This window comes from Ligilactobacillus agilis DSM 20509 (assembly GCF_001436215.1).
Lineage (GTDB): Bacteria > Bacillota > Bacilli > Lactobacillales > Lactobacillaceae > Ligilactobacillus > Ligilactobacillus agilis.
On record NZ_AYYP01000011.1, the window covers coordinates 20,487 to 45,552 of the forward strand.

22 protein-coding genes are annotated in these 25,066 nt (G+C 43.6%); 19 read left to right on the forward strand and 3 right to left on the reverse strand.

Annotated features, from left to right (window positions below; translation table 11 throughout):
* The 13 genes from FC14_RS01695 (at position 1) to FC14_RS01755 (ending at position 14,618) form a co-directional block, all read left to right on the forward strand.
* Positions 1-609: a YpmS family protein gene (locus FC14_RS01695; RefSeq protein WP_056976016.1), complete on the forward strand. Its 609-nt coding sequence runs from the start codon at positions 1-3 to the stop codon at positions 607-609.
* A gap of 9 nt (positions 610-618) precedes the next feature.
* A complete protein-coding gene (locus tag FC14_RS01700) occupies positions 619-846 on the forward strand; it encodes a YozE family protein (RefSeq protein ID WP_050612213.1) in 228 nt (75 codons plus the stop codon).
* A 17-nt stretch (positions 847-863) separates the two neighbouring features.
* Entirely contained in the window at positions 864-2,300 is a 1,437-nt protein-coding gene (locus FC14_RS01705) for a S41 family peptidase (RefSeq protein WP_056976017.1), read from the forward strand.
* Positions 2,301-2,562: 262 nt separating this feature from the next.
* Positions 2,563-3,426: a ribosome biogenesis GTPase YlqF gene (ylqF, locus tag FC14_RS01710; RefSeq protein ID WP_050612211.1), complete on the forward strand. Its 864-nt coding sequence runs from the start codon at positions 2,563-2,565 to the stop codon at positions 3,424-3,426.
* Positions 3,419-4,192: a ribonuclease HII gene (locus tag FC14_RS01715; RefSeq protein ID WP_056976019.1), complete on the forward strand. Its 774-nt coding sequence runs from the start codon at positions 3,419-3,421 to the stop codon at positions 4,190-4,192. Before ylqF ends, FC14_RS01715 begins: the two co-directional genes overlap by 8 nt.
* A gap of 62 nt (positions 4,193-4,254) precedes the next feature.
* Complete coding sequence (gene dprA / locus FC14_RS01720) at positions 4,255-5,124, forward strand: DNA-processing protein DprA (RefSeq protein WP_056976021.1); 870 nt, start codon at positions 4,255-4,257, stop codon at positions 5,122-5,124.
* Between the two features lie 200 nt (positions 5,125-5,324).
* Complete coding sequence (topA, locus tag FC14_RS01725) at positions 5,325-7,448, forward strand: type I DNA topoisomerase (protein WP_056976023.1); 2,124 nt, start codon at positions 5,325-5,327, stop codon at positions 7,446-7,448.
* Between the two features lie 15 nt (positions 7,449-7,463).
* Positions 7,464-8,774, forward strand: coding sequence for an FADH(2)-oxidizing methylenetetrahydrofolate--tRNA-(uracil(54)-C(5))-methyltransferase TrmFO (gene trmFO / locus FC14_RS01730; protein WP_056976025.1), 1,311 nt, complete (start codon positions 7,464-7,466; stop codon positions 8,772-8,774).
* A gap of 71 nt (positions 8,775-8,845) precedes the next feature.
* Complete coding sequence (locus tag FC14_RS01735) at positions 8,846-10,753, forward strand: elongation factor G (protein ID WP_056976027.1); 1,908 nt, start codon at positions 8,846-8,848, stop codon at positions 10,751-10,753.
* Between the two features lie 85 nt (positions 10,754-10,838).
* Positions 10,839-11,738 (forward strand): tyrosine recombinase XerC, encoded by a 900-nt coding sequence (gene xerC / locus FC14_RS01740; protein ID WP_056976029.1) that lies wholly within the window; start codon positions 10,839-10,841, stop codon positions 11,736-11,738.
* Positions 11,739-11,754: 16 nt separating this feature from the next.
* Positions 11,755-12,297 (forward strand): HslVU peptidase proteolytic subunit, encoded by a 543-nt coding sequence (gene hslV, locus FC14_RS01745; RefSeq protein WP_050612204.1) that lies wholly within the window; start codon positions 11,755-11,757, stop codon positions 12,295-12,297.
* Between the two features lie 13 nt (positions 12,298-12,310).
* Complete coding sequence (gene hslU, locus FC14_RS01750; RefSeq protein WP_089145006.1) at positions 12,311-13,729, forward strand: ATP-dependent protease ATPase subunit HslU; 1,419 nt, start codon at positions 12,311-12,313, stop codon at positions 13,727-13,729.
* A 16-nt stretch (positions 13,730-13,745) separates the two neighbouring features.
* A complete protein-coding gene (locus FC14_RS01755) occupies positions 13,746-14,618 on the forward strand; it encodes an aldose 1-epimerase family protein (protein ID WP_056976033.1) in 873 nt (290 codons plus the stop codon).
* A gap of 55 nt (positions 14,619-14,673) precedes the next feature.
* Here FC14_RS01755 and plsY read toward each other — a convergent pair whose 3' ends face one another.
* Positions 14,674-15,294 carry a glycerol-3-phosphate 1-O-acyltransferase PlsY gene (gene plsY, locus FC14_RS01760; protein ID WP_056976035.1) on the reverse strand — a complete coding sequence of 207 codons (621 nt, stop codon included), beginning with the start codon at positions 15,292-15,294 and terminating at the stop codon, positions 14,674-14,676.
* A 217-nt stretch (positions 15,295-15,511) separates the two neighbouring features.
* On the opposite strand from plsY, the gene parE reads away from it, so the two are divergent.
* Both parE and parC read left to right on the forward strand, forming a co-directional pair.
* The gene (gene parE / locus FC14_RS01765; RefSeq protein WP_056976038.1) at positions 15,512-17,527 is read left to right on the forward strand and encodes a DNA topoisomerase IV subunit B; all 2,016 of its coding nucleotides are present in this window, start codon (positions 15,512-15,514) and stop codon (positions 17,525-17,527) included.
* A 62-nt stretch (positions 17,528-17,589) separates the two neighbouring features.
* Positions 17,590-19,986: a DNA topoisomerase IV subunit A gene (gene parC / locus FC14_RS01770; protein WP_056976047.1), complete on the forward strand. Its 2,397-nt coding sequence runs from the start codon at positions 17,590-17,592 to the stop codon at positions 19,984-19,986.
* Positions 19,987-20,030: 44 nt separating this feature from the next.
* Here the strand turns inward: parC and FC14_RS01775 are convergent, their stop codons facing one another.
* Positions 20,031-21,722 carry an NFACT RNA binding domain-containing protein gene (locus tag FC14_RS01775; RefSeq protein WP_056976049.1) on the reverse strand — a complete coding sequence of 564 codons (1,692 nt, stop codon included), beginning with the start codon at positions 21,720-21,722 and terminating at the stop codon, positions 20,031-20,033.
* Between the two features lie 266 nt (positions 21,723-21,988).
* Between FC14_RS01775 and FC14_RS01780 the strand changes: the two genes are divergently transcribed.
* Genes FC14_RS01780 through FC14_RS01795 form a run of 4 tightly spaced genes read left to right on the forward strand, consistent with a single transcriptional unit; the run spans position 21,989 to position 24,782 of the window.
* Positions 21,989-22,855 carry a DegV family protein gene (locus FC14_RS01780; RefSeq protein WP_056976040.1) on the forward strand — a complete coding sequence of 289 codons (867 nt, stop codon included), beginning with the start codon at positions 21,989-21,991 and terminating at the stop codon, positions 22,853-22,855.
* A gap of 59 nt (positions 22,856-22,914) precedes the next feature.
* Positions 22,915-23,724, forward strand: coding sequence for a sugar phosphate isomerase/epimerase family protein (locus FC14_RS01785; protein ID WP_056976042.1), 810 nt, complete (start codon positions 22,915-22,917; stop codon positions 23,722-23,724).
* Positions 23,725-23,737: 13 nt separating this feature from the next.
* Entirely contained in the window at positions 23,738-24,322 is a 585-nt protein-coding gene (gene lepB / locus FC14_RS01790; RefSeq protein ID WP_050612197.1) for a signal peptidase I, read from the forward strand.
* A 49-nt stretch (positions 24,323-24,371) separates the two neighbouring features.
* The gene (locus FC14_RS01795) at positions 24,372-24,782 is read left to right on the forward strand and encodes a peptide deformylase (protein WP_056976043.1); all 411 of its coding nucleotides are present in this window, start codon (positions 24,372-24,374) and stop codon (positions 24,780-24,782) included.
* Here FC14_RS01795 and FC14_RS01800 read toward each other — a convergent pair.
* Positions 24,779-25,015 carry a hypothetical protein gene (locus tag FC14_RS01800; RefSeq protein WP_056976045.1) on the reverse strand — a complete coding sequence of 79 codons (237 nt, stop codon included), beginning with the start codon at positions 25,013-25,015 and terminating at the stop codon, positions 24,779-24,781. The genes FC14_RS01795 and FC14_RS01800 overlap by 4 nt on opposite strands.
* Positions 25,016-25,066: the final 51 nt, after the last annotated feature.

The window sequence follows — 25,066 nt, forward strand, 5'->3', positions numbered from 1 at the left end:
GTGGCTGAAAAAAGAGCGCAGGCTAAGCAAATCAACTACTGGAAGTGGGCCTTTGCAATTTTACTAGCCCTAGTAATTGCGACGGTCCTATTTATCGGACACAAGCTGACTACTCCAAGCGTTGACCAAACCCGGATTAGCCAACAAACTAAACAGGTAGATAAGAACGTCGACTTAGATGTGTCTATGAATAAACAACAGCTAAGCGCAATGATTAATTACTACTTGCGTAAAAGTCAAAAGAAAAGCAAGATTAAGTATCGCTTTATTTTAGATAAGTCAGCAATTTTGATGGGAACGACTAAGGTTTTAGGTAGCAACGTGTCCTTTACCTTGTACGCTAAACCAAGTTTAGATGCTAAGGGTAACATTGTTTTAGACGCTAAGTCCGTCAGTGTAGGTTCTTTGAATGTTCCTGCTAACTTTGTCTTGCGGTATGTAAAAAATAATTATGATTTAAGTAAATTTGCAACGATTGATTACAAAAAGAGCAGAATTATCTTAAATCTTGCTCAAGTTTCGGCCAAGCAGGGCATCAAGGTTAACGGGCAAAAATTTGATTTGAAGCAAAACGAATTCTTGTTTAACGTTGCCTTACCACTAAAATAAGAGAGGATGATGTTTGTGCGCCAAAGTTTTTACCGCTATTTGATGACCTTGAGAAATCCCAATAGTCAAGACGAACTAGCTCAATTTGCCAATAATGCCTTTTATGACCAAGCTTTTCCTAAGCAAGCTAGCGATTATGACGAGGTCTCACAATACTTAGAATTAAACGGCTCTTACCTTCCTAGCATGACAATTTTTGATCAAGCCTGGGAAGCTTATTTAGAAAAAATGGCCTAAGAAAGAAGGTATTTTAGGTGGCAAAAGAAAGTAAACCTAAAAAGCAAGCAAAAAAAGTCAGTCTGTGGACTTTAATCTTAACGGGCGTTATTAGTCTGTTAATCGGGGCTGGGGGAACCTATGCCTTTATGTATAAAACTGTTAGGGATGCGCAAACGGTCAACGCCTCGATGGCGAAAATCCAAGCTGTTTATCAAACCCTGTATTACAACTACTATCGTAAAGTTGATGCTACTAAGTTAGAAAAGGGTGCGATTGATGGGATGCTTAAAGCCTTAAACGATCCGTTCTCTGAGTACATGACCAAATCTGAAGCTAATAGTTTGAACAACACCATTTCTGGTAGTTTTGTTGGAATTGGAATCGAGGTACAAAAGGATGGTGACTACATTAAAGTTATCGCGCCAATCAGTAAGACCCCAGCAGCTAAGGCAGGTTTAAAGGCTAAAGACGTTATTACCGCAATCGATGGTAAATCCATCAAGGGCTTAGCACTAGAAAAGGTTATTACCAAAATTCGGGGAAAGAAGGGGACAAGTGTTACCCTAACCGTTAAACGCGGGCAAACTAGTTTTACTAAGACCGTTAAGCGGGCAAGCATCCCCGTTGCAACCGTTTATGGTAACCTTGATGCTAAGGATAAGACCGTGGGGTATCTGCGGGTGACAACTTTCTCAACCAACACCGCTAAAGAATTTAAGCAAGAAATCAAGCGGTTGCGCCAAAAAGGGGCCAAGTCATTTATCGTCGATGTGCGCGATAACCCAGGTGGGTTAATGACAACGGCCTTACAAATGGCATCTATGTTTGTTAAAAACGGAAAAAATATTATGCAGGTTCAAGGGCGCGATGGTCAGGTTGAAGTTTATAAGTCCAGCAAAGACTATAGCAAGGGTTTTAAGATTACTGAACCGACTGTGGTCTTAGTTAACGGCGGGTCTGCTTCCGCTTCAGAAATCTTTGCTTCCGCTTTGAATGAATCAGCTAATATTAAATTAGTGGGAACAACCACTTACGGTAAGGGAACCGTGCAAACCACCCAAGAATTTAAGGATGGAACGGAACTTAAATTAACGATTGATAAGTGGCTTACTGCCAATGGTAAGTGGATCAATAAGACTGGCATTAAGCCAACGATTAAGGCTGATTACCCGGCAGTTGCAAGTCTAGCCGCCATCAATACTAAGAAAACCTACCAAGAAGGCCAGGTTTCTAACCAAATTAAGAGCCTGCAAAAAATGCTGGCTTATCTAGGTTACTTCAAGGGCCAAGCTAATGGTTACTACGGAGCAGATACCAAGGAAGCAGTTACTAACTTCCAAAGTGCTAATGGGTTGGCTACTAGTGGTCAAGCTGATAAGCAAACGGTAGTCAAGCTTGAAACCCAAGTTGCTACGAAAGTTACTGAACATGATAATGCCTATGAAGCCGGCCTTAAGGCACTGGGTGAATAAAAAAACAACTAAAGTAACATCACCGTTGGTTACGTTTTATGGCGTAATTGACGGTGATGTTTTTATTTGGACAAACAAGAAGCACTTGAAGCTTACGAACGTACCATGACTGTAGCTTAGACCAAAAATTAAATCTGACCCTCCGCGGGCCCAAGTTAAAGCCGAAATACTTTAACTGGGGCTTGTTTACATTTACCTCACGTTAAAAATGGTCTAAAATGAAAGAGATTGGAAATTTTATTTCAGAAAGGACTGTTTTTTCATGACAACAATCCAATGGTTCCCAGGGCACATGGCTAAGGCCCTCAGACAAGTTAAAGAAAATTTGAAATTAGTTGACATTGTCCTTGAGTTGGTGGATGCACGTTTGCCAGAATCCTCGCGTAACCCCCAATTAAAGGAATTGTTGGCTAATAAACCTAGTATTTTAGTGTTAACTAAAATGGATTTAGCCGACCCTAAGCAAACTACCGGCTGGCTTAAGTATTACGAAGAAATGGGACAACCTGCGGTCGCTGTAAATAGTACCCAGGGTAGCTTGAAAGTTATTGAAAAAAAGATTAAGGAGGTTTTAGCGGATAAATTAGCGGCCAAGGAAGCTAAGGGGATTATGAACCAACGAATCCGGGTAATGTGCATTGGCATCCCTAATGTTGGTAAATCAACCCTGTTAAACCACTTAGTAAAGAAAAACGTGGCTCAAGTTGGTAATAAACCAGGGGTAACCAAATCACAACAGTGGCTAAAGGCCGGAAGCAGCCTGCAATTACTGGACACCCCAGGGATTTTATGGCCTAAATTTGAAGACCCACTGGTTGGTAAAAAATTAGCTTTAACGGGGGCGATTAAGGACACCCTTTATAATAAAGATGACGTGGCCTTATATGCTTTGGAACATTTTAATGATACTAACCCCCAAGCCTTAATGGAACGTTACAAGTTAACGCAAGCTAACTTGGACGATACCACGGTTGAATTGCTTTTGGAGCTGACACGGAAGATGGGCTTTAAGGATGACTACGACCGTGCTAGCGAACGGTTGATTTTTGAAATTAGGCGGGGCAAGCTGGGAAGATATACGCTTGATTTTGTTCCGGTTAGTGCCGCGGAGGTTAAAAATGACTGAAAAACTAACCATTAAAGCAATTAAGGACCGCCTAGCAAGTGCGGATTTAACCGCAGCTGAGCTAGCTAGCTTTCGTCAAGATGATCGTAAGGGGGTTATTAGTGCGCTCAATAGCTACGATAAGAAGCAAGCCCGCCTAGCGCAAAAGCAACTTGAATTTGAAAAACGGTTGGAAATCGAACGCTCTTTTTGGAGACAAGGTATCGCTTATATTGCTGGGATTGATGAAGTTGGCCGGGGCCCATTAGCAGGGCCGGTAGTATCAGCGGCCGTAATCTTACCGACTGATTTTGCCTTAAGCGAAGTTAACGATTCTAAGCAGCTGAGTCCTAAAAAGCGAGAAGAACTTTACGGTAAAATTCTTGAGCAAGCCCTAGCAGTGGGAATAGGTGTGGCCTCTAATAAGGTAATTGATGAAGTTAACATTTACCAAGCCAGTCGTTTGGCCATGAAGGAAGCGGTGGCTAACTTACAAATTCAACCCCAACAACTAATTATTGACGCAATGACGATTGACAGTACCATCCCCCAGTTAAAGTTAATCAAGGCCGATGCTAAATCCGCTTCGGTGGCCGCTGCTAGTATCGTAGCTAAGGTTTACCGTGACCACCTAATGCAATTTTATGAGCGGGTTTATCCTGGCTATGGTTTTGTCCAAAACGATGGTTACGGAACAAAACAGCATTTAGCTGGCCTGGCCAAGTTAGGTCCTAGCCCCATTCACCGCCATAGTTTTGAACCAGTAAAAAAAGCCTTACAAAAATAAATTAATTCCTCCTATTTTTGCGTATCTTAATATAGGGACAGCAAAAATTAGGAGGTTTTTTTATGGACTTACGAACATTTTTAATGCTACTCCATCTGTGTGAAGGGATTGGCAATGCCAACGAGTTGCGGGTTGCCGCCTTCTTACGTATCTATCAGCGGCTGCCGACTAAAAATGAGTTAACTCAAGTCTTGAAGCTTACACCCGCAAAAAGTCACAAGCTGATAGCACAGCTAGAGTGCGCAGAGTTAGTTGAGCAATTACGGGCTAACTTACAGGTCAGTCAGGTTGTAACCATCCTCGACCAAGACTATCCCCTTAAGTTAAGGGAGAGTTTTCGCCCCCCAACCGTCTTATTTTATCAAGGTAAGCTCGCCTTACTAAAAAAACCTTGCTTAGCAATTGTTGGTGCTAGGCAAGCAGATGCATACGCACTAGAAGCATTAACGAAGCTCTTAAAACCTGTCTTGGCTAAGGGAATTGTTACTATCAGTGGCCTGGCTAAGGGGGTGGATGCCTTGTGTCACCAACTAACCTTAGCTGCTAATCAAGCTACCATTGGTGTAATTGGTACGGGGCTAGATAGTGCTTACCCTAGGCAAAATCGTAATTTGCAAGCTAGGGTTGCAAAAGCCGGGCTCTTATTAAGCGAATACCCCCTTGGCGCCCAACCACTGCGCCATCATTTTCCTGAACGCAATCGGATTATTGCGGGATTATGTGACAGCATCTTGGTTGTAGAGGCCCGACATCATAGTGGGAGTTTAATTACGGCCAACCTGGCCTTACAAAATAACCGCAATGTTCTCGCTGTGCCAGGGGAGATTACAAGCGACATTAGTTGTGGGTGTAACGAACTAATTGCGGCGGGAGCTAAGTTAGTCAGTCAGCCTGACGATATTCTTGCCGAATTTGCCAATCAATTAATATAATAGTAGAAAAAATTTTTAGTTAGCTAAGCTTGAGTAAAAAAACCAGTCTTGAAAAGCTTTCATTTTGATTTTCAGATAGTTGAAAGTATTAAATTTCCCCAAACGAAAAGTAGTCTGACTTGACAAAGAGCATTCTTATGCAATACGATAAAATGGATTTTTGAGTAAGAAGTCTTACTTACGAAGGAGGGGTTAGCTGAATGCCTACTCAAAGTGCTACTAAAGCGACAAAAACAAAGAAGAAAACAAGTAAACGTAAAGTAAAGAAAAATTTAGTGATTGTGGAATCACCATCTAAAGCTAAAACGATTGGCAAGTACCTTGGTTCACGTTATAAGGTGATGGCCAGTGTCGGTCATATTCGGGATTTACCTAAGAGTACGATGGGGATTGACATTGAAAATAACTACGAACCCCATTATATTTCCATTCGGGGTAAGGGCCCGGTTATCAAGGAATTACGCAAGGAAGCTAAAAAAGCAGCTCATGTCTACTTAGCATCTGACCCGGACCGGGAAGGAGAAGCGATTGCTTGGCATTTATCCCACTTACTGGACCTAGATCCTCAAGACAAGAACCGGGTTGCCTTTAACGAAATTACGAAGGAAACGGTCAAAAATGCCTTTAAAACTCCGCGGGCAATTGATATGGATAAGGTTAATGCCCAACAAGCACGGCGGGTCTTAGACCGGTTAGTCGGTTATTCAATCAGCCCTTTGCTATGGTCCAAGGTTAAAAAAGGCTTATCTGCTGGCCGGGTTCAGTCAATTGCGCTTAATTTGATTATTAAACGCCAAGAAGAAATCAAGAACTTTAAGCCGGAAGAGTATTGGACGATTGACGCCGAATTTAGTAAGGATAAGAAGCAATTTGCGGCTAGTTTTTATGGGTTAGCGGGGAAGAAAAAAGAGTTAGGAAATAACGACGACGTAAAAGAAATCCTCGCGCCACTTGATAAAAACCAACCATTTACCGTAACGACGGTTAAAAAGAGCGAACGGCTACGTAAACCCAACCAGCCCTTTACGACGTCAACGATGCAACAAACTGCCAATAACGTCTTGAAATTTAAGACCTCTAAGACTATGATGTTAGCTCAACAACTCTACGAAGGAATTAGTCTAGGCAAGGGGGGCGCCGTTGGGTTAATCACTTATATGCGGACGGACTCAACCCGTATTTCCGACCAAGCTAAGCACCAAGCGGCTAGCTTCATTCACGATACTTATGGTGAGGAGTACGCAGCCTTAAAACCCCAAGCGGTTAAACTCAGCGAAGGAGCCCAGGATGCCCACGAAGCAATTCGGCCAACATCTGTACTAAGAACGCCGGCAGAATTAGAACCTTATTTAACTAAGGACCAGTTAAAACTTTACAGTTTGATTTGGTCACGGTTTGTGGCTTCCCTAATGACTCCGGCAGTAATCGATACTGTTCGCGTCGATATTGAACAAAATGGCCGGACTTACCGGGCTAATGGTTCGCAGATGAAGTTTCCTGGTTTTACCAAGGTTTACCAAGAGTCTAAACGCAAGGATAACCTCTTACCTGCTTTAGCAGAGGGTGATCAGGTCACACTAGTTGCTAACCAACCTAACCAACACTTTACCCTTCTACCTGCCCAGTATACGGAAGCTAGTTTAATCCGGACCTTGGAAGAAAATGGGGTGGGCCGGCCTTCAACTTACGCCCCAACTTTAAGCGTCATTCAAAAGCGCTATTACGTTAAATTGGTAGCCCGTAAGTTTGAACCAACGGAACTAGGGGAAATTGTCAACCACATTATGGAAGAGTGCTTCCCAGATATTTTAAACGTTGGGTTTACGGCGAAGCTAGAAAACGACCTAGATAGCGTTGAAGAAGGAAAGCGGCAGTGGGTCAAAGTCATTGATGAATTCTACCAGCCGTTCGCTAAGGAAGTCAGTGCTGCTGACGAAAAACTGGCTAAGGTTAAAATCAAGGACGAACCCGCCGGAATTGACTGTGAAATCTGTGGGGCCCCAATGGTTATTAAGTTAGGCCGCTTTGGTAAATTCTATGCCTGCAGTCGTTTCCCTGATTGCCGGAATACTAAAGCCATCATCAAGGAAATTGGGGTGACTTGTCCGCAATGTAAAGAAGGACAGGTGGTCGAACGAAAATCAAAGAAAAACCGGACTTTTTATGGCTGTTCCCGTTACCCAGACTGTGACTTTGTTTCCTGGGATAAGCCGGTTGGCCGCGACTGTCCTAAGTGTCAACATTACCTAATTAGTAAGAAAACTAAGCAGGGAATGCAAGTTAAATGTAGTAACTGTGATTACGAAGAAGCAATTCAAAAATAGAATGGAGAAATTTTTATGGTAGCGACTGTTAATGTTATCGGAGCCGGGTTAGCCGGTAGTGAGGCCGCGTGGCAAATTGCAAATCGGGGCGTAAAGGTTCGTCTTTACGAAATGCGCCCAGTTAAGCAAACGCCAGCCCACCATACTGAGAATTTTGCGGAGTTAGTGTGTACCAACTCCTTACGGGCAAATCAATTAACCAATGGGGTCGGTTTATTAAAAGAAGAGATGCGGCAGTTAAATTCGGTTGTAATGCAAGCTGCTGACAAGCATAACGTCCCCGCTGGGGGAGCATTGGCCGTTGATCGTGATTCCTTTTCCAAGGCAATTACCGCGGCAGTTAAGAACCACCCCAACGTTGAAGTAATTACTGAAGAAGTGACTAGCATCCCTAGTGGCTTAACTGTAGTTGCGACAGGTCCGTTGACATCCGACCTTTTAGCAAAGGAAATCGTTAAGTTTACTGGTGATGACGGCTTGTATTTCTATGATGCGGCTGCCCCTATTGTGGCTAAGGACTCGTTAGACATGGATAAAGTTTACCTTAAGTCACGTTATGATAAGGGGGAAGCAGCTTACCTTAACTGCCCGATGACAGAAGAGGAATTTACCGCCTTTCATAAGGAGCTAGTTAACGCCGAAATGGCCGAATTACACGATTTTGAAGACGAAAAATTCTTCGAAGGTTGCATGCCGATTGAAGAAATGGCTAGTCGGGGGGCAAAAACCATGCTCTTTGGGCCGCTAAAACCAGTCGGTTTGGAAGACCCTAAGACGGGCAAAGAACCATTTGCGGTAGTCCAACTACGTCAAGATAACGCCGTAGGGGACTTGTATAACATCGTTGGGTTCCAAACCCACCTCAAGTGGGGAGAACAAAAACGGGTCTTCTCGATGATTCCTGGTTTAGAAAATGCCCGCTTTGTGCGCTACGGGGTAATGCACCGTAATACTTACTTACGGTCGCCTGAAATGATGACGGCAACCTATCAAACCAAGGCACGGTCCGACCTCTTCTTTGCTGGGCAGATGACCGGGGTGGAAGGTTACGTAGAAAGTGCTGCTAGTGGGCTTTATGCCGGAATTAATGCGGCAAGGCTTGCTTTAGGCCAAGAGCCAGTCGTTTTCCCAACGGAAACCATGATGGGGGCTATGGCTCACTATATTACCCATGCAAGCAAGAAGAACTTCCAACCAATTAATGCTAACTTTGGGATTGTGCCCCGACTCAAGCAAAAGATTAGGGACAAGCGCGAACGGAATTTACAGCTCTCACAAAGAGCTTTGACAACCTTAGATGCTTTTAAGGCAGAAAAAACCCTATAGATTTATTACTAACCGAGTATTGAGGGAGTTTGCCTCGTACTCGGTTTTAATTTTAAAATGAGGTGAAAAACGTGAAAGAAATTGTCACCGGCATTATCGCCAACGTTGATGCGGGTAAAACGACCTTATCAGAAGCGCTACTTTATGAAACCGGGGCACTTAGAAATTTAGGCCGAGTTGATAAGGGGGACGCCCACCTTGACACAGCTAGTTTGGAAAAACAGCGGGGGATTACGATTTTTTCGCACCAGACTAAACTTACGACTGGCAATACCAGCTTAAACTTATTAGATACTCCTGGTCACCTTGATTTTATCGAGGAAACAGAAGCTGTGCTAGCCGTTTTAGACTACGCCATTATGGTTATTGCTGCTCCGGACAAACTTTCGCAACAAACGAAGACCCTGTGGAAATTATTAGCCCACTACCAGGTCCCCACCTTTATTTTCGTCAATAAGATTGATGCAAGCACTGAGAGCCAGGCTAGCATTTTGGCTAGGCTCAAAGCGGAGTTAGCGGAAGGATGCCTTGCTTTTTCGCAGCCAGATTTAGAAGAAATCGCCCTTCAAGATGAGGCAACTTTGAGCCAGTTTTTAGAAACGGGAACTGTATCAGACAGCCAAATTCTTGATTTAATTGCCAAGCGGCAGGTTTTTCCGGTTTACTTTGGAGCCGCCCTCAAACTAAGAGGTATCAAAGACTTCTTAGCCGGCCTAGACCAGTGGACAAGGGTCAACCAAGCCCCAACCGACCTAAGTTTACGGGTTTTTAAGATAAGCCATGATACCCAAGGCCAACGTTTGACTTGGGTCCGTATGTATGGCGGCAGCCTTCAACCCAAAGATGTTTTATTTGGCGAAAAGCTCAATCAAATTCGGGTCTATGATGGGGCCAAGTTTGAACTGCGCCCCAAATTAATCGCCGGGCAAGTCGCAGCGTTAACCGGGTTAACCAAGACCTATCCTGGTCAGGCATTAAGAATTGAGAACACCCAGCCCGTGATGAAGCCGGTTTTGAGCTATCAAGTTGATTTAAAGGGGCATGATATTCACGAGGTATTGCCAGCTCTTAAGCTGCTAGAAGACGAGCATCCCCAAATTCAAGTCAGCTGGTCTAGCCAGTTGCAACGACTGGCTGTGCAAGTGATGGGTAAAATCCAACTTGAGGTTTTACAGGCCTTACTAAAAGAGCGCTTCAACCTAGAAGTGGGCTTTGATCAAGGTTCCATCCTCTATCAAGAGACAATTACCGCCCCAGTTGAAGGGGTAGGGCACTTCGAGCCCCTTCGTCACTATGCTGAGGCCCACATTTACTTAGAACCAAACCCTAACGCAGGGCTTAGCTTTGCTAGTGATTGTAGTTTAGAGCTACTCGCAAGTAATTATCAAAGTCAGATTATGACGGCTCTAAAACAAAAGGAACACAAGGGCGTCTTAATTGGGGCTTCCTTAACCGATGTTAAGCTAACCCTAGTCGGCGGTAAGGCCCACTTAAAGCATACTGAGGGCGGTGATTTTCGCAAAGCCACTAGTAGGGCAGTAAGGCAGGGACTAATGGAGTTAAGACGGCGCGGTAACTGCCAGTTGCTTGAACCTTGGTATGATTTTGTAATTGAGGTCAACCAGGATTTAATAGGAAAGGTGATGACCGATATTAGCCGCTTAGCTGGAAAGCTGGATTCGACTAAGAGTAAGGGTAATATTTTAGTTGGGAAGGCACCGGTAGCGACTATGCGCTCCTATCCTACCAGCTTACGTTCTCTTAGCCACGGGGAAGGCCTGATTGAACTGAGTTTTGCCGGCTACTACCCTTGCCATAATCAAGCAGAAGTATTAGCGGCAAGTGACTACCAACCAGAAAGTGACGCGGACAACACCCCGCAATCTGTCTTTTGTTCACATGGAGCCGGGCATACCGTTAATTGGCAAGCTGTACCACAAACCATGCACTGTCCTTATTACCGCTGGCAGGTAGATTAATTTAGTAAGCATTTACTTAAGTCTTGCGTGGGTGCTTGACTATCTTTGACCAATGTAAGAAAATATGTTTTAAGGAGTGATTTACTTGGAAAAAGAGTGGTTAGCAGAATTTAAGAAGTATCTCTTAGTCGAGCGCCAGTATTCGGCTAAGACGGCGCTAGCTTACGAAAAGGATTTACAAAATTTTGTGACCTTTTTAGACGAAAGTGGGGGGGCGGCATCATTTGCGACTATCTCTAACTTAGATGTCCATGCCTATATGAGCTATTTATACGAACAAAATTATAAAACTAGCTCAATTTCACGGCGAATTTCAAGTTTGAGAACCTTTTACCGCTTTTTGATGAAAAATGATTACGCTAGCAATAACCCCTTTGCCTACGTTCAGCTTAAGCGGCGGCCTAGAAGCTTGCCTCATTTCTTTTACGAACAGGAAATGAATGCCTTATTTGCAGCCACCCAGGGAGATGAGCCACTAATAGTCAGGGACAACGCCTTACTTGAAACCTTGTATGCCACCGGAATGCGGGTGAGTGAGTGTACCGGTTTAACCATGGAAGCGATTGATTTTTCCATGGAGGCAATGCTTTTACACGGTAAGGGGTCAAAGGATCGTTACGTTCCCTTTGGCCGTTACTGTAAGCAAGCATTAGAACGCTATTTTGAGCTCGCTCGTACTCCAATAATGGCCAAGTATCATAAGGACCATCCCTATGTCTTTGTAAATCACTATGGTGATCCGCTAACGCCAGCCGGAATAACCTATATTTTAAATAGCATTATTAAAAAAAGCTCGCTTGAAACGACGATTCACCCCCACGAATTAAGGCATACCTTTGCTACCCATTTAATGAGCAACGGTGCCGACTTACGGGCGGTGCAAGAGTTATTGGGACATAGTAGTTTATCTACGACTCAAATTTATACGCACGTGACCCCAGAGCACTTGCAACGGGACTACCGCAAGTTTTTCCCACGAGCTTAGAGGAGGAAAAAAGTTAATGACAGTTTCATTTCACGCAACAACCATTTGTGCCGTTAGACATAACGGACACTGTGCCATGGCCGGTGATGGTCAGGTAACAATGGGCGAAAAGGTAATTATGAAAAATACGGCCCACAAGGTTAGACGAATCTACAACGACCAAGTGGTAGTAGGATTTGCAGGTAGTGTGGCTGATGCCTTTAACCTGGAAGAACGGTTTGAAAAGAAATTAAATGAATACAGTGGTAACTTACAACGGGCCGCCGTTGAACTTGCGCAAGAATGGCGCAGTGACCAAGCTTTGCAAAAATTAGAGGCCCTTTTGATTGTGATGGATAAGGACACCATTTTATTGGTATCCGGTTCCGGAGAAGTCATTGAACCAGACGATAATGTCTTAGCCATTGGTTCCGGTGGTAACTACGCCTTAGCCGCTGCCAAGGCGTTAACCAAACACGCTAGCGACATGTCCGCCATTGAAATTGCCAAAGCCGCCATCAACATTGCCGGTGATATTGACATCTTCACCAACCACAATGTTATTGCCGAAGAATTATAAAGGAGGCCTTTTTGTGAAAGCAACTGATAAAACACCTAAACAAATTGTAGCTGAACTTGATCAATATGTGGTCGGTCAAGCTAAGGCTAAAAAGGCGATTGCAGTCGCCTTACGAAATCGTTACCGCCGGATGCAGTTAGACCCTGCAATGCAAGAAGAAGTTACCCCCAAAAATGTCTTAATGATTGGTCCTACCGGGGTAGGTAAAACCGAAATTGCCCGCCGGTTGGCTAAAATTGTGGGCGCCCCCTTCATTAAGGTTGAAGCCACTAAGTTTACCGAAGTTGGTTATGTCGGCAGAGACGTTGAATCAATGGTCCGGGACTTAGCGGAAGTTGCCTATAAACAAGAAGAAGATAGACTCTATAAAGAAGTTAGGAGCCAAGCCGCTCAACGGGCCGATAAGCGCCTAATCAAAGTTTTAGTTCCAGCTAAAAAGAAGGAACAAAAAGAACAACAACCTAACTTAATGCAAATGATGCGGGACTTACAAAGTGGTAAGTTACCTGATTATTTGACACAAGCGCCAGAAGAACAAGAAGAAGTAACGGATGCAATTAGAAATGAACGTTTAAGCGTCAGTGAACAACTTAAACGTGGGTTGCTGGAAAATACCGAGGTTACCATCCAAGTTGAAGAAGCTAACCAAACCTTCAGTCCTCAAAATGATATGCTAGGCTCAATGGGGATTGACTTAAATGAGACCCTAGGTGCCTTAAGGCCAAAGAAAATGGTGAAGCGGACCATGACCGTTAAGGAAGCCCGGGAAGTCTTTATCAAAGAAGAGTCAGCTAAACTGGTCAATAGCGCTGACTTAGCCGATGGAGCCATTAAACGGGCAGAAAATACTGGGATTATCTTTATCGACGAAATCGACAAGATTACCTCTAAGTCAAAGCAAGCTAGTGGTGAAGTTTCACGTGAAGGGGTTCAACGCGACATTTTACCAATCGTTGAAGGCTCCCAAGTTAAGACTAAGTACGGGCTATTAAAGACCGACCACATCTTATTTATCGCCTCAGGTGCTTTCCACGAAAGTAAACCTAGTGACTTGATTGCCGAATTGCAAGGCCGCTTCCCAATCCGAGTTGAATTAGAGGAACTCAAGGCCGAAGATTTCTACCGGATTTTAACCGAACCAACCAACGCTTTAATCAAGCAATATATGGCCTTAATTGGGACAGACAATATTCAAGTAACCTTTACTAAGGAAGCTATTCAAAAGATTGCTGAAATTGCCTACAAGGTTAATCATGAAACCGAAAACATTGGGGCCCGGCGGTTACACACCATCCTAGAAAAATTACTAGAAGACCTGCTTTATGAAGGGCCTGATATGCAAATGGGCGAAATTACCATTACGGAAGCTTACGTAACTGATAAGATTGGCTCAATTGCTGGTGACAAAGACTTAAGTCGCTATATTCTTTAAGAAAAGGGGTAATAATATGGCAGTCTTTTTAGAAAATGATTACTTAGTTGCAACTATCAAAGAACACGGGGCCGAACTAGCTTCTTTAAGAAGTAAGGAAACTGGCTTGGAATATATTTGGGCCGGTGACGCCAAGTATTGGGGTCGGCAAGCCCCCGTCTTATTTCCAATTGTTGGCCGCCTTAAGGATGATCAGTATCAAGTTGCAGGTAAAACCTACCATTTAGGCCAACACGGCTTTGCCCGGGACCGGGATTTTGCAATCAGAGAACAAACGGCCACCAAAGTTGTGTTAGAGCTAAAAGCAGATGAAGCTAGCAAAGAACTTTACCCCTTTGATTTTTGCTTACAACTAAGCTATGAATTAACTGCTAGTGGGTTAGTTGTTGGTTACCAGGTAGATAATCCAAGCCAAGAGCCAATTTACTTTGGCATTGGTGGCCACCCTGCCTTTAAGACCCCGCTAACACCTAAGGAAAGCTTTAGCGACTATGAACTAACTTTTAGTGCCGACTACCGTTTACCTAAGATTCCTTTGACTAACGGCCTAACCGATATTGACAGTGCTCGGTTAGGCGCCCCAACAGCAACAGTTAGCCGGGAGTTATTCAAGGATGACGCGTTAATCTATGATTTGGAACAAAAGCCAACCAAGGTTAGCTTAACTTCTAAGACAAGCGGTCATGGTGTGAGCTTGAGTGTCACTGACGCCAAGTTCATGGGAATTTGGTCCACTTATCCTAAGGAAGGCCAATTTGTGTGCCTAGAACCTTGGTGGGGGTTGGCCGATACTACTGACAGTAACGGCGACTTCACCCAAAAGTATGCGATTAATCGCCTAGATAAAGCAGCTAGCTTTAATCATCAATACGAAATTACGGTCTTTTAATGTGTAATTAGAGCTAAAAAAACAGTCCCTAAATTTAGGGACTGTTTTTTAGTCATTATTTTACTTGTTTTTGCCGGCGGCTATAGCCAAGTCCAAATGGAACCATACTTTCCGTTCCATTCTTAATCCGCTCGATGTTGCCCCAGTGTCTAATAAATACAAAGATGGTGAGGGCAAAGGCAACGATAATTAAGATCCAATCTCCAAAAAAAAGTGAAATAATTGCAGTTAAAGTAAAACCTAGCATGCTGGCAACACTAACCATGCTGGTCAGGTAAAGGGTAATCAAAAAGATTGCCCATGAAATTCCAAAGAAAAGTGGGTTATAAATCAATAAGACCCCCACGCTAGTAGCAACAGCCTTACCACCTTTAAAGCCAGCAAAGATTGGGAAAACATGGCCGATAATGGCGGCTAGTCCAATTAACAAGACGTTGGCGTTTGAGTGAAATAAGGCGGGCAGGCAGGCTGCTAAGGTGCCCTTAAACATATCCATCAATAAGACAATAATTCCGGCCTTTTTACCTAAGACCCTAAAAGTATTGGTGGTTCCCATATTACCACTTCCGAATTGGCGGACATCTTTACCATAAAAGATTTTGCCAATCCAAACTCCAGAAGGAATTGACCCCAAGAGGTAGCCAATGACCAACATTAAGATAATTTTTGAATTCAAAAAAGGTCCCCCTTAAAAAAACTTACCAACTAATTGTAGCACGCTAATAGGGGCTCCACAAATTAAATTATAATAATCCTTGAACATATATTCGAATTTTGCTAAGATAAGTATTTGGAATCAAAGAAAACTTTACTTAGTGAACTTATTTAAGTTATCATAGAAACGATACTGCGCTCATTTTTAGGCGCACGAATCCTAAAAAGGAGGAAATTTAATGGCAAAAAAACCAAACTACGATGACGATTCCATTCAGGTTTTGAAGGGACTTGAAGCCGTTAGAAAGCGGCCGGGAATGTATATTGGTTCAACGGATGCGCGTGGCCTTCATCACCTGGTTTATGAAATTGTAGATAATGCAGTCGATGAAGCCTTATCTGGCTATGGTAAACAAATTGATGTAACTATTCACAAAGATAATTCAATTACCGTTGTTGATTACGGCCGGGGGATGCCAGTCGGCATGCACTCATTAGGAATCCCAACCGTTGAAGTCATCTTCACGGTCCTCCATGCCGGGGGAAAATTCGGGCAAGGCGACTACAAGACATCCGGTGGGCTTCACGGTGTCGGTGCTTCCGTTGTTAACGCCTTATCGTCTAAATTGACAGTTAACACTGTCCGTGATGGGATTGAATACGAAGAAGACTTTGTTGACGGGGGCAAACCGGTCGGAACTTTGCGTAAGTTAGGCAAAACTAAGCGTCAAAGTGGGACCACCGTTACCTTTACTCCCGACGCTACTATCTTCTCAACGACTAAGTTTAACTATGAGACCCTAGCCGAACGCTTGAGGGAAGCGGCCTTCCTCCTAAAAGGAGTTAAGATTACCCTAACAGATGAGCGCACTGACACAAGTGACACCTTCTTATTTGCAGAGGGAATTAAAGAATTTGTTAGCTACCTTAACGAAGATAAGGATACGCTCGGGGCGGTAATGTACTTTGAAGGCAGCAAGGATGGGATTGAAGTCGAAGTGGCTGGTCAATACAATGATGGTTACTCCGAAACAATTATGTCCTTTGTTAATAACGTCCGGACTAAAGACGGGGGAACTCATGAAGCGGGGATGAAGTCAGCCTGGACCAAGGCCTTTAATGAGTACGCCCGTAAAGTTAACCTCCTAAAAGATAAGGATAAGAACCTTGAAGGTAGCGACGTTAGGGAAGGGTTGGCAGCCGTTGTTTCCGTCCGGGTACCTGAGGAGTTACTCCAATTTGAAGGCCAAACCAAGGGCAAACTCGGTAGCCCTGAGGCGCGGACGATTGTAGATAGCATTGTCAGCGAACAACTAACCTACTATTTAATGGAAAACGGTGAGTTTGCACAAGAGTTAGTTAGAAAGGCCCTAAAGGCAAGAGAAGCGCGGGAAGCGGCCCGTAAAGCCCGGGATGAAAGTCGTTCTGGCAAGAAAAAAAGAAAGGTCGAACGGAACTTATCAGGAAAGCTAACCCCGGCACAATCTAAGAATGCCAAGAAAAATGAGCTCTTCTTAGTTGAAGGTGATTCTGCCGGCGGTTCTGCTAAACAAGGGCGTGACCGCAAGTTCCAAGCCATCTTACCATTGCGGGGAAAAGTGCTAAATACCCAAAAGGCTAAGTTACAAGACATTATCAAAAATGAAGAAATTAATACAATGATTTATACCATTGGGGCTGGGGTTGGACCCGAGTTTAAGTTGGAGGACGCTAACTACGATAAAGTCATTATCATGACGGATGCTGATACCGACGGAGCCCACATTCAGACTTTGCTATTAACTTTCTTTTATAAATACATGCGGCCAATGATTAATGCGGGCCGGATTTATATTGCCTTACCACCTTTGTATAAATTACAAAAACAGGTTAAAAAGAAGGCGCAAATTCGTTATGCTTGGACCGACTCTGAGTTAGAATTAGCTCAAAAAGAATTGGGCAAAGGCGCTACCCTGCAAAGATTTAAGGGACTAGGGGAAATGAACGCCGACCAACTTTGGGAAACAACCATGAACCCCGAAACCCGGACCCTGGTTAGAGTTAAGATTGACGATGAAGCCCTAGCGGAAAAACGGGTAACGACTTTGATGGGCGATAAGGTTGAACCTAGACGTAAGTGGATTGAAAAAAATGTTCAGTTTACCTTGGAAGAAGACGGCAGCCTTTTAGATACAGCCGCGGCAGAAGGAGCACACCAAGAAAATGGTAGTGTCAGTTCCGCGGATTTAAAGCAGGCTAGCTTACTTGATGACTAGATGATTAAGGAAGTGATTTTTTGGCACACAATAATATTCAAGAACTCTCGCTTGAAGCAGTAATGGGTGAACGTTTCGGTCGTTATTCTAAGTACATCATCCAGGAACGGGCCTTACCTGATATTCGCGATGGCTTAAAGCCCGTGCAAAGAAGAATCCTCTTTGCCATGAATGAGGATGGAAATACCTTTGACAAACCATTTCGCAAGTCGGCTAAAGCGGTCGGAAATGTCATGGGGAATTTTCACCCTCACGGTGATAGTTCTATTTACGAGGCGATGGTCCGCCTTAGTCAAAACTGGAAATTGCGTGACCCCTTAATTGAAATGCACGGAAATAATGGGTCCATGGACGGCGATCCTCCGGCAGCGATGCGTTATACTGAAGCGCGCTTGGCCGAGATTGCCGGGGAGATGCTAAAGGATATTGAAAAAGACACCGTTGAAATGGTTTTAAACTTCGATGATACCGAGTACGAACCAACCGTTTTACCGGCCCGCTTTCCTAACTTATTAGTTAACGGTGCCACCGGGATTTCGGCGGGGTACGCTACCGAAATCCCAACCCATAATCTAGGCGAGACGGTGGCAGCCACCATCCACCTCCTCGAACATCCCCAAGCCAGCCTTGATGACTTGATGCAATTTGTTAAAGGGCCCGACTTCCCAACCGGGGGAATTTTACAGGGGCTAGACGGCATTAAGCAAGCTTACCAAACAGGCCGGGGGCGCTCTATTTTACGGGCCAAAACCGAGATTGAAGCCATCCGGGGTGGTAAGGAACAAATTGTTATCACAGAGATTCCTTACGAAGTTAACAAGTCCTTACTGGTCAAGCGCATTGACGAATTACGCCTACTTAAAAAGGTCGAGGGCCTGGCTGAAGTTCGGGATGAAAGTGACCGAGAAGGTTTACGGATTGTAGTCGAGTTAAAGAAAAATGCTAACGCCCAAGGGATTTTAAACTACCTCTTTAAGAATACGGATTTACAAATTTCCTATAACTTTAACATGGTTGCTATCAATAACAAGCGTCCTGAGCACGTCGGTTTGAAGACGATTTTAGAGGCTTATATTAAGCACCAACGTGAGGTAACTAGCAAGCGGACGCAATACGATTTAGCCAAAGCCAAAAAACGCCAACACATCGTGGCCGGGTTAATCAAAGCTTTATCTATCCTAGATCAAGTTATTAAAACCATCCGGGCTTCAAAGAATAAAGGGGATGCTAAGGCTAACTTAATCGCTAACTTTGCTTTTAGCGAAGCACAAGCTGAAGCAATTGTGTCCCTGCAACTCTACCGTTTAACTAATACCGATGTAACCGCGCTAGAAAAGGAAGCGGCAGACTTAGCCCAAAAGATTGCGCGCTACGAAAAAATCTTGGCTAGTCAAAAGGAACTAGATAAGGTGATTAAAAAAGAACTCACCGCCCTGGCTAAGAAATACGCTAGTCCCCGTTTGACCGAGATTCAAGCTGAGATTGAAACTATTCAAGTCGATACAGAGGTGACTGTTGCCCAAGAAGAAGTTATGGTCCTTGTTTCTCATGATGGCTACGTAAAGCGTTCTTCCTTGCGGTCGTTTAACGCTTCTGGGGATGGCGAAAATGGCTTGAAAGACGAAGACTATCCCGTTTTACAACAAACAGCCAATACCTTAGACCACCTTTTAATCTTCACCAACAAGGGCCATTTAATTTACCGGCCAGTCCATGAAATCAGCGAAGAACGGTGGAAGGATACCGGGGAACACCTGTCACAAACAGTCGGGTTAGGTCCTGATGAAATTGTCTTGAAGGCTTACATCTTTAACACGTTAGAGACTGAGGGCTTATTCGTATTTGCAACCAAGAATGGCTTTATCAAGCAAACACCGCTGAGTGATTTAAAGCCGGGCCGGACCTACAAGTCACGGGCTGCTAGTTTTATGAAGTTAAAGCAAGCCGATGATGAATTAATCCTCATTGCTTATGGAAGCCAAGCTGAATTAGCTAATAAAGAGGTCTTTTGTGTTACCTACGGGGCATATGGCCTACGTTATGATTTAAGCGAGGTTCCTGTCAATGGTGCTAAGGCCGCCGGGGTTAAGTGCATGGATCTTAGGGATGATTACTTAACTAGCGTTATACTTACAGACGAGAAGCAAGCAGTTGCTTTGGTAACGAATCGCGGGGCCTTTAAGAAAATGAAGGTTTCTGAGGTAGCTAAGACTACCCGGGCCCGGCGCGGTGTCCAAATCATGCGGGAATTAAAGCGCAACCCTCACCGGATTGTGTTAGCGCGAATAATTACTGAAGACAAGGTGCAGCTCATTACTGACCACCAAGAAGAAATCACCATTTCTTACGCTGCACACTCCTTTGGTGATCGTTATTCAAACGGGGCTTATATCCTAGATATCGATAGTCAAGGTCTACCGTTAACTTGGCAACCATTGAGTGAAGCCAAGGAAGAGTAAGAAAAAAGTCATGTATTCACGTTAATGTGAGTACATGACTTTTTTTATTTGGCTTTTAAGCGCGCTACTAACTCCTTGTCCGGGGTGACAAACAAGGTTTGTTGGCCTTCGTAAATCACAAATCCAGGCTTAGCTCCGTTGGGTTTGCGCAGGTGTTTTACCTGTACATAGTCAACCGCTACGTTTGCGGAACCTTGGGCCTTAGAATAGTAGGCCGCTAGGTTAGCCGCCTCTAAGAGGGTTTCCTCACTAGGATGAGGGTTAGCGATGATTACGTGGGAGCCCGGAATATCTTTGACGTGTAACCACCAATAATTTTTGGCAGCCGTTTTTAGACTGAGGCGGTCATTTTGCAGGTTATTTTTACCTACTAAAATTTCGCTGCCGTCGCTAGCCTTAAACTTAGCTGGCTGACTTAACTTTGGCTTACGCTTGGCCTTTTGCTTAGGCTTTTTAAGGTAACCACCGCTTTCTAATTCCAGGGCGATATCTGGCAAGTCCTTAGGTTCCGCTAATTCGATTTGGGCCTGGATACTATCGAGGTAGGCCAACTCCTGCTCGGTTAAACTAATTTGTTCGTTAATGTAGCCGACCGCATTTTTTAGCTTGGTATAGCGTTTAAAATAACTTTGGGCATTTTGTGCGGGGCTAAGTTGGGGTTTTAAACTAATAGTTACCGGCTGTTCATTAGCATAATAATTAGGTAAAGTTACCGTTTTTTGCTTAGGTTCAATCTGATACAAGTAGGTGGTCAATAGTTCTCCTTTTAGACGGTAGTCGTCCGCATTTTCGGTAGCAGCTAATTCTCGCTTTAGCTTACCTAGTTTCTTTTTGTTTTTCTTGTAATTATTCTTGACCACTAGGATTAGCCGGGCACCTTGTTGCTTAACCCGATCTCTCGTTGCCTTAGTCCCATAGAATTCGTCTAATAATTCACTTAGGCTTTCAAAGCGGGTGCTAGCCGTAGCTGACGGGTAATCAAAGGCACTGAAGTTTAGTTTGGGTTCCGTTAGCAAACTAGGAGTAGGCTGAGCTAATTTAGCCCATAAAGCAGCCAAACTAGCCGCACTAACCCCAGCTTGGTGGAAATAATCGGCTAAATAAAGGGCTGAATCAAGGGCTAAGCCTTGGAAATTTGCCTGTAATTCCTTGGCTAAAACCTCACGGTTAGGGTAAGCTGCTACTAATTGCTCAAAGTCAGCCGGACTAGCCGTTAGGGGGTTTTGCTTAGCCTGTTTAGGGGGCAGGCGGTAAGTTGAACCTGGTAGTAAGGTCCGGTAGCGATTTTGATCTAAACCGACGTGCTTAATCGTATCAATAATCTTATTTTCGGCTTGGTTGATCAAAATTACGTTACTATGCCGGCCCATAATTTCAATACTTAGTAGGAGGGGGAGCTTGTCACCAAGCTCATTGCGGTTGCTAAAGGCAAAATTAATCACCCGGTCGCACTCTAGTTGTTCAATTGCCACCAACCGCGCCCCTTCTAGGTATTTACGCAACATCATCGTAAAGTTCGTTGGTACCGGGGGGTTTGTATAGGGGATGGTAGTTATCTGCGCCCGCGCATAACTGGGGTTAGCAGATAGGAGCAAGGGATAGTTTTTCCGCTGCGACCTAATTGTTAAAATTACTTCGTTAGGGTAGGGTTGGGAGATTTTCATCACCCGGCCCTCAACTAACTTAGCTTGCAATTCTTGGACCATTGCGTGTGTAAAAAGGCCATCATAAGACATGGTCATTCACATTCTTTCTATCTAAAAATAAGTTCAGCTTCAATTTTATCATATTGACTAGCCATTTAACATTTTGAGGTTTGACGTAGGTAAATTAGCAGTCAAAAAAATTATTGACAGACCTTAACCTTAATTTAATTTGCACTTTTGGTTATTTTCGTCCATAATTATAACTAATTGGGTAATTTTACCATGAAAGCTAGTAGCAGCTAGTTTTGTATGGTATGATTAATTTGCGAAAAATTTATAAAGTAGGTGCAAGCACAATGAAAATTGCTGTTGTTACAGACAGTACGGCCTACCTTCCACAGGAAACCGTAGAAAAATATAACATCAAAGTGGTACCTATTCCCTTTATTATTGATGGACAGGTATATAATGAGGGGGAAGATATTTCAACCGCAGAGTTCTATGAAAAATTACGTACTTCTGAAACTTTTCCTAGCACTTCACAGCCAGCCGTTGGGGAATTAATTGAATTATATCAATCTTTAGGTAAAGAAGGTTACGATACCGTAATTAGTATTCACTTAGCAAGTACAATTTCGGGACTACACCAAACTTTAGTAAATCTTGCGGATGAACTAACAGACATTAAGTTAGTTCCTTACGATTCCCAAATCACAGTAATGTTGATGGGAAACCTAGTCATCGAGGCTGCTCGCTTAGCCCAAGCAGGTGCTAGTTTAGATGAAATTTTAGGTCGTTTGGACGCTTTACGAGCTACTACTAACGAGTATTTTATCGTGGATGACTTACAAAACCTCGTTAGAGGGGGCCGGCTTTCTAATGCTTCTGCCTTTATCGGTAACGTCTTGAAAATCAAACCCATTCTAACCTTTGACGATGATAGTCATAAGATTATCGCCTTTGAAAAGGTTCGTTCTACTAAACGGGCCTTAAAGCGAGTAGAAGATTTATTTGCCGAAGAAATGGCGCACATCAACTACCCGGTTAGAATTATTGTCATTCACGCTAACGATTTACCAGCGGCCGAAAAATGGCAAGCAAAGTTAAAGGCCCAGTACCCTGACTGTCAAATTGACATCAGTTACTTCGGTCCTGTTATCGGTACCCATCTTGGTGAAAAAGCCCTTGCCTTAGCATGGATGCGCGATATTGACAAAGCTTAATAAGTTTAGAGGGTGGACCTTATGGTTACACCCTTTATTTTTTGAAAAGAGGTTATGTTATGCAAATTCCCTTGGGGCTTAAAGCTAGTGCGGACTTGCGCCAGGTTAAAGATCGACTGCAATACAAACCGGAGGTCTTTGAATTTTTCACCGCCGAAAGTGATTTTACTAACGACGGTTTAAAGCGGCTACAAGTAGCAATTGAAGAAGTTAAGGCGGCGGGTATCAAGCAGATTGTTTTACACCATCCCATGCGTTACCGTGATACCTTTACCGAACTGATTGCTCCACAAGAACAATGTCGTGAGCTTTATTATTTTATAGATAAGTCAACTAACGATCTCTTGCAGTTAGCCTTTGATTATAATTTACAAGTCTTAGTGCACGGATCTTACTCGCGCCAGACTCAGACCTTTATCTCCATGTACCCTAACCTAAAGGCAGCACAGGCGGCGGCCTTTAAACGCCTGGATTACTTCAAACAGTTGGGCCAAGTACACATCATGTTTGAAAATTCCATCTCACCTATCTTTTATTATGGAGAACAGGACAGTGACGAAGAAATTCTGGCTAAAAATTACCGCCTAGCCTTTGATACTTCGCACTGTTTTATCAAGGTTAAAGCTAATAACGAAAAACTACTAGCCTCATTGACGAGACTAAAAGATCAAATTGTTCATTATCACCTAGTGGACTCGTATGGTCAAACTCACGATAGTCTAACTTTAGGGCAGGGGTTAATTGATTGGCGCCGGGTGCTACCAAGGCTTAATCCAGCTGCTACTAGCATCTATGAAATCAACCTAAAAGATCAGCTGGATGCCAGTGAACAGGTTAAAAGTCACGAGTATTTACTAAACTTATTATAGTGGAGGAATTTATATGTCAAAATTTAAGGAGATTATGGGCTGGTTATGGCCGATTATCCTCGGGTTATTAATCGCCTTAGTGATTAAAACCTACTTCTTTTCTTTAGTTAGGGTCGATGGGACCTCAATGTATCCTAACTTACAAAATAATGAACTGGTTGCCTTGTTCAAACAGGGCAAAATCAAGCGGGGCACGGTCATCGTTTTTGATGCTTACGGGGTCGATGCTAACGCGCAACCTAAGGATAAATACGTTAAGCGGGTTATCGGGCTTCCGGGTGATAAAATTGAATACAAAAATGACGGCAAACTTTACGTTAACGGCGTCCGGCAATCACAAAGTTACATCACAAAAAAGCAACAAGTTGCTGGTACCCTAACCCTTCAAGCTAACGAGGCTAAGGGCGTAACCCTTGGTAGCGGGCAAATATTTACCGTACCCAAGGGTAAATACTTTGTTTTAGGTGATAACCGGGCTGCTTCAAACGACAGCCGCTATTACGGCTTCGTACCGACTAACAAAATTTTAGGCACGGTTAAGACCGGCTTTTGGAATGACAAGGCGCAAGTGATTAACCACTTTGTACCTGCGAATTAAGTACTTAGGGATGTCTTTGGGCATCCTTTTTACTTGGAAAGGAATTATTATGATTAGAGAAATTATTAAAGACGAAGCAGTTTTACAGCAAAAAAGCGTGCCCGCAGGCCCAGGCGACCTCCAAATTGTCCAGGATTTAAAGGATACCTTGCTTGCCCATAAGGAGCACTGTGTAGGGATGGCTGCCAATATGATTGGCTTTCACAAAAATATCATTATCATTTCACTAGGGGTCTTTAATCTAGTTATGATTAACCCTAAGATTAATAAGAAATTCAAACCCTATGAGACTGAGGAAGGCTGCTTATCACTGGTAGGAACCAGGAAAACTAAACGCTATCACAGTATTGAGGTGACTTACTTAGACGAGCATTTTAAACAACAAAGGCAGACCTTCAGTGATTTTCCAGCTCAGATTATTCAGCATGAACTCGACCATTGTCAGGGCATTATTATCTAAAAAGCTAGGCAGTTAGCAAGACTTGCTAACTGCCTAGTTGATTTTAATTTCCTGTAAGCTAGCCAACCATTGGTTTTCAAAGTCAGCTGCTTGCCACTCATGTCTTCTTCTAACCCCGGCCGCGCCCAAAGTAAATCGCGGTGGGGCACAAAGTGAGTCAAAAAGATTACCCGTTTGCCCGCCGTTTTAGCAGCGGTCAGTTGTTCTTGCACCTGGGTAATTACTAGGTTCATTAATTTAGGGCGGGATACCAGTGGTTTTAACCACTGGAGGGATAGCCCTCA

Coding starts and splice junctions, on each gene's coding strand:
- FC14_RS01700 (WP_050612213.1), top strand. CDS start 619: ATGTTTGTGCGCCAAAGTTTTTACCGCTATTTGATGACCTTGAGAAAT.
- ylqF (WP_050612211.1), top strand. CDS start 2,563: ATGACAACAATCCAATGGTTCCCAGGGCACATGGCTAAGGCCCTCAGA.
- FC14_RS01715 (WP_056976019.1), top strand. CDS start 3,419: ATGACTGAAAAACTAACCATTAAAGCAATTAAGGACCGCCTAGCAAGT.
- dprA (WP_056976021.1), top strand. CDS start 4,255: ATGGACTTACGAACATTTTTAATGCTACTCCATCTGTGTGAAGGGATT.
- topA (WP_056976023.1), top strand. CDS start 5,325: ATGCCTACTCAAAGTGCTACTAAAGCGACAAAAACAAAGAAGAAAACA.
- trmFO (WP_056976025.1), top strand. CDS start 7,464: ATGGTAGCGACTGTTAATGTTATCGGAGCCGGGTTAGCCGGTAGTGAG.
- hslV (WP_050612204.1), top strand. CDS start 11,755: ATGACAGTTTCATTTCACGCAACAACCATTTGTGCCGTTAGACATAAC.
- FC14_RS01755 (WP_056976033.1), top strand. CDS start 13,746: ATGGCAGTCTTTTTAGAAAATGATTACTTAGTTGCAACTATCAAAGAA.
- parE (WP_056976038.1), top strand. CDS start 15,512: ATGGCAAAAAAACCAAACTACGATGACGATTCCATTCAGGTTTTGAAG.
- parC (WP_056976047.1), top strand. CDS start 17,590: ATGGGTGAACGTTTCGGTCGTTATTCTAAGTACATCATCCAGGAACGG.
- FC14_RS01775 (WP_056976049.1), bottom strand. CDS start 21,722: ATGTCTTATGATGGCCTTTTTACACACGCAATGGTCCAAGAATTGCAA.
- FC14_RS01780 (WP_056976040.1), top strand. CDS start 21,989: ATGAAAATTGCTGTTGTTACAGACAGTACGGCCTACCTTCCACAGGAA.
- FC14_RS01785 (WP_056976042.1), top strand. CDS start 22,915: ATGCAAATTCCCTTGGGGCTTAAAGCTAGTGCGGACTTGCGCCAGGTT.
- lepB (WP_050612197.1), top strand. CDS start 23,738: ATGTCAAAATTTAAGGAGATTATGGGCTGGTTATGGCCGATTATCCTC.
- FC14_RS01795 (WP_056976043.1), top strand. CDS start 24,372: ATGATTAGAGAAATTATTAAAGACGAAGCAGTTTTACAGCAAAAAAGC.
- FC14_RS01800 (WP_056976045.1), bottom strand. CDS start 25,015: ATGAACCTAGTAATTACCCAGGTGCAAGAACAACTGACCGCTGCTAAA.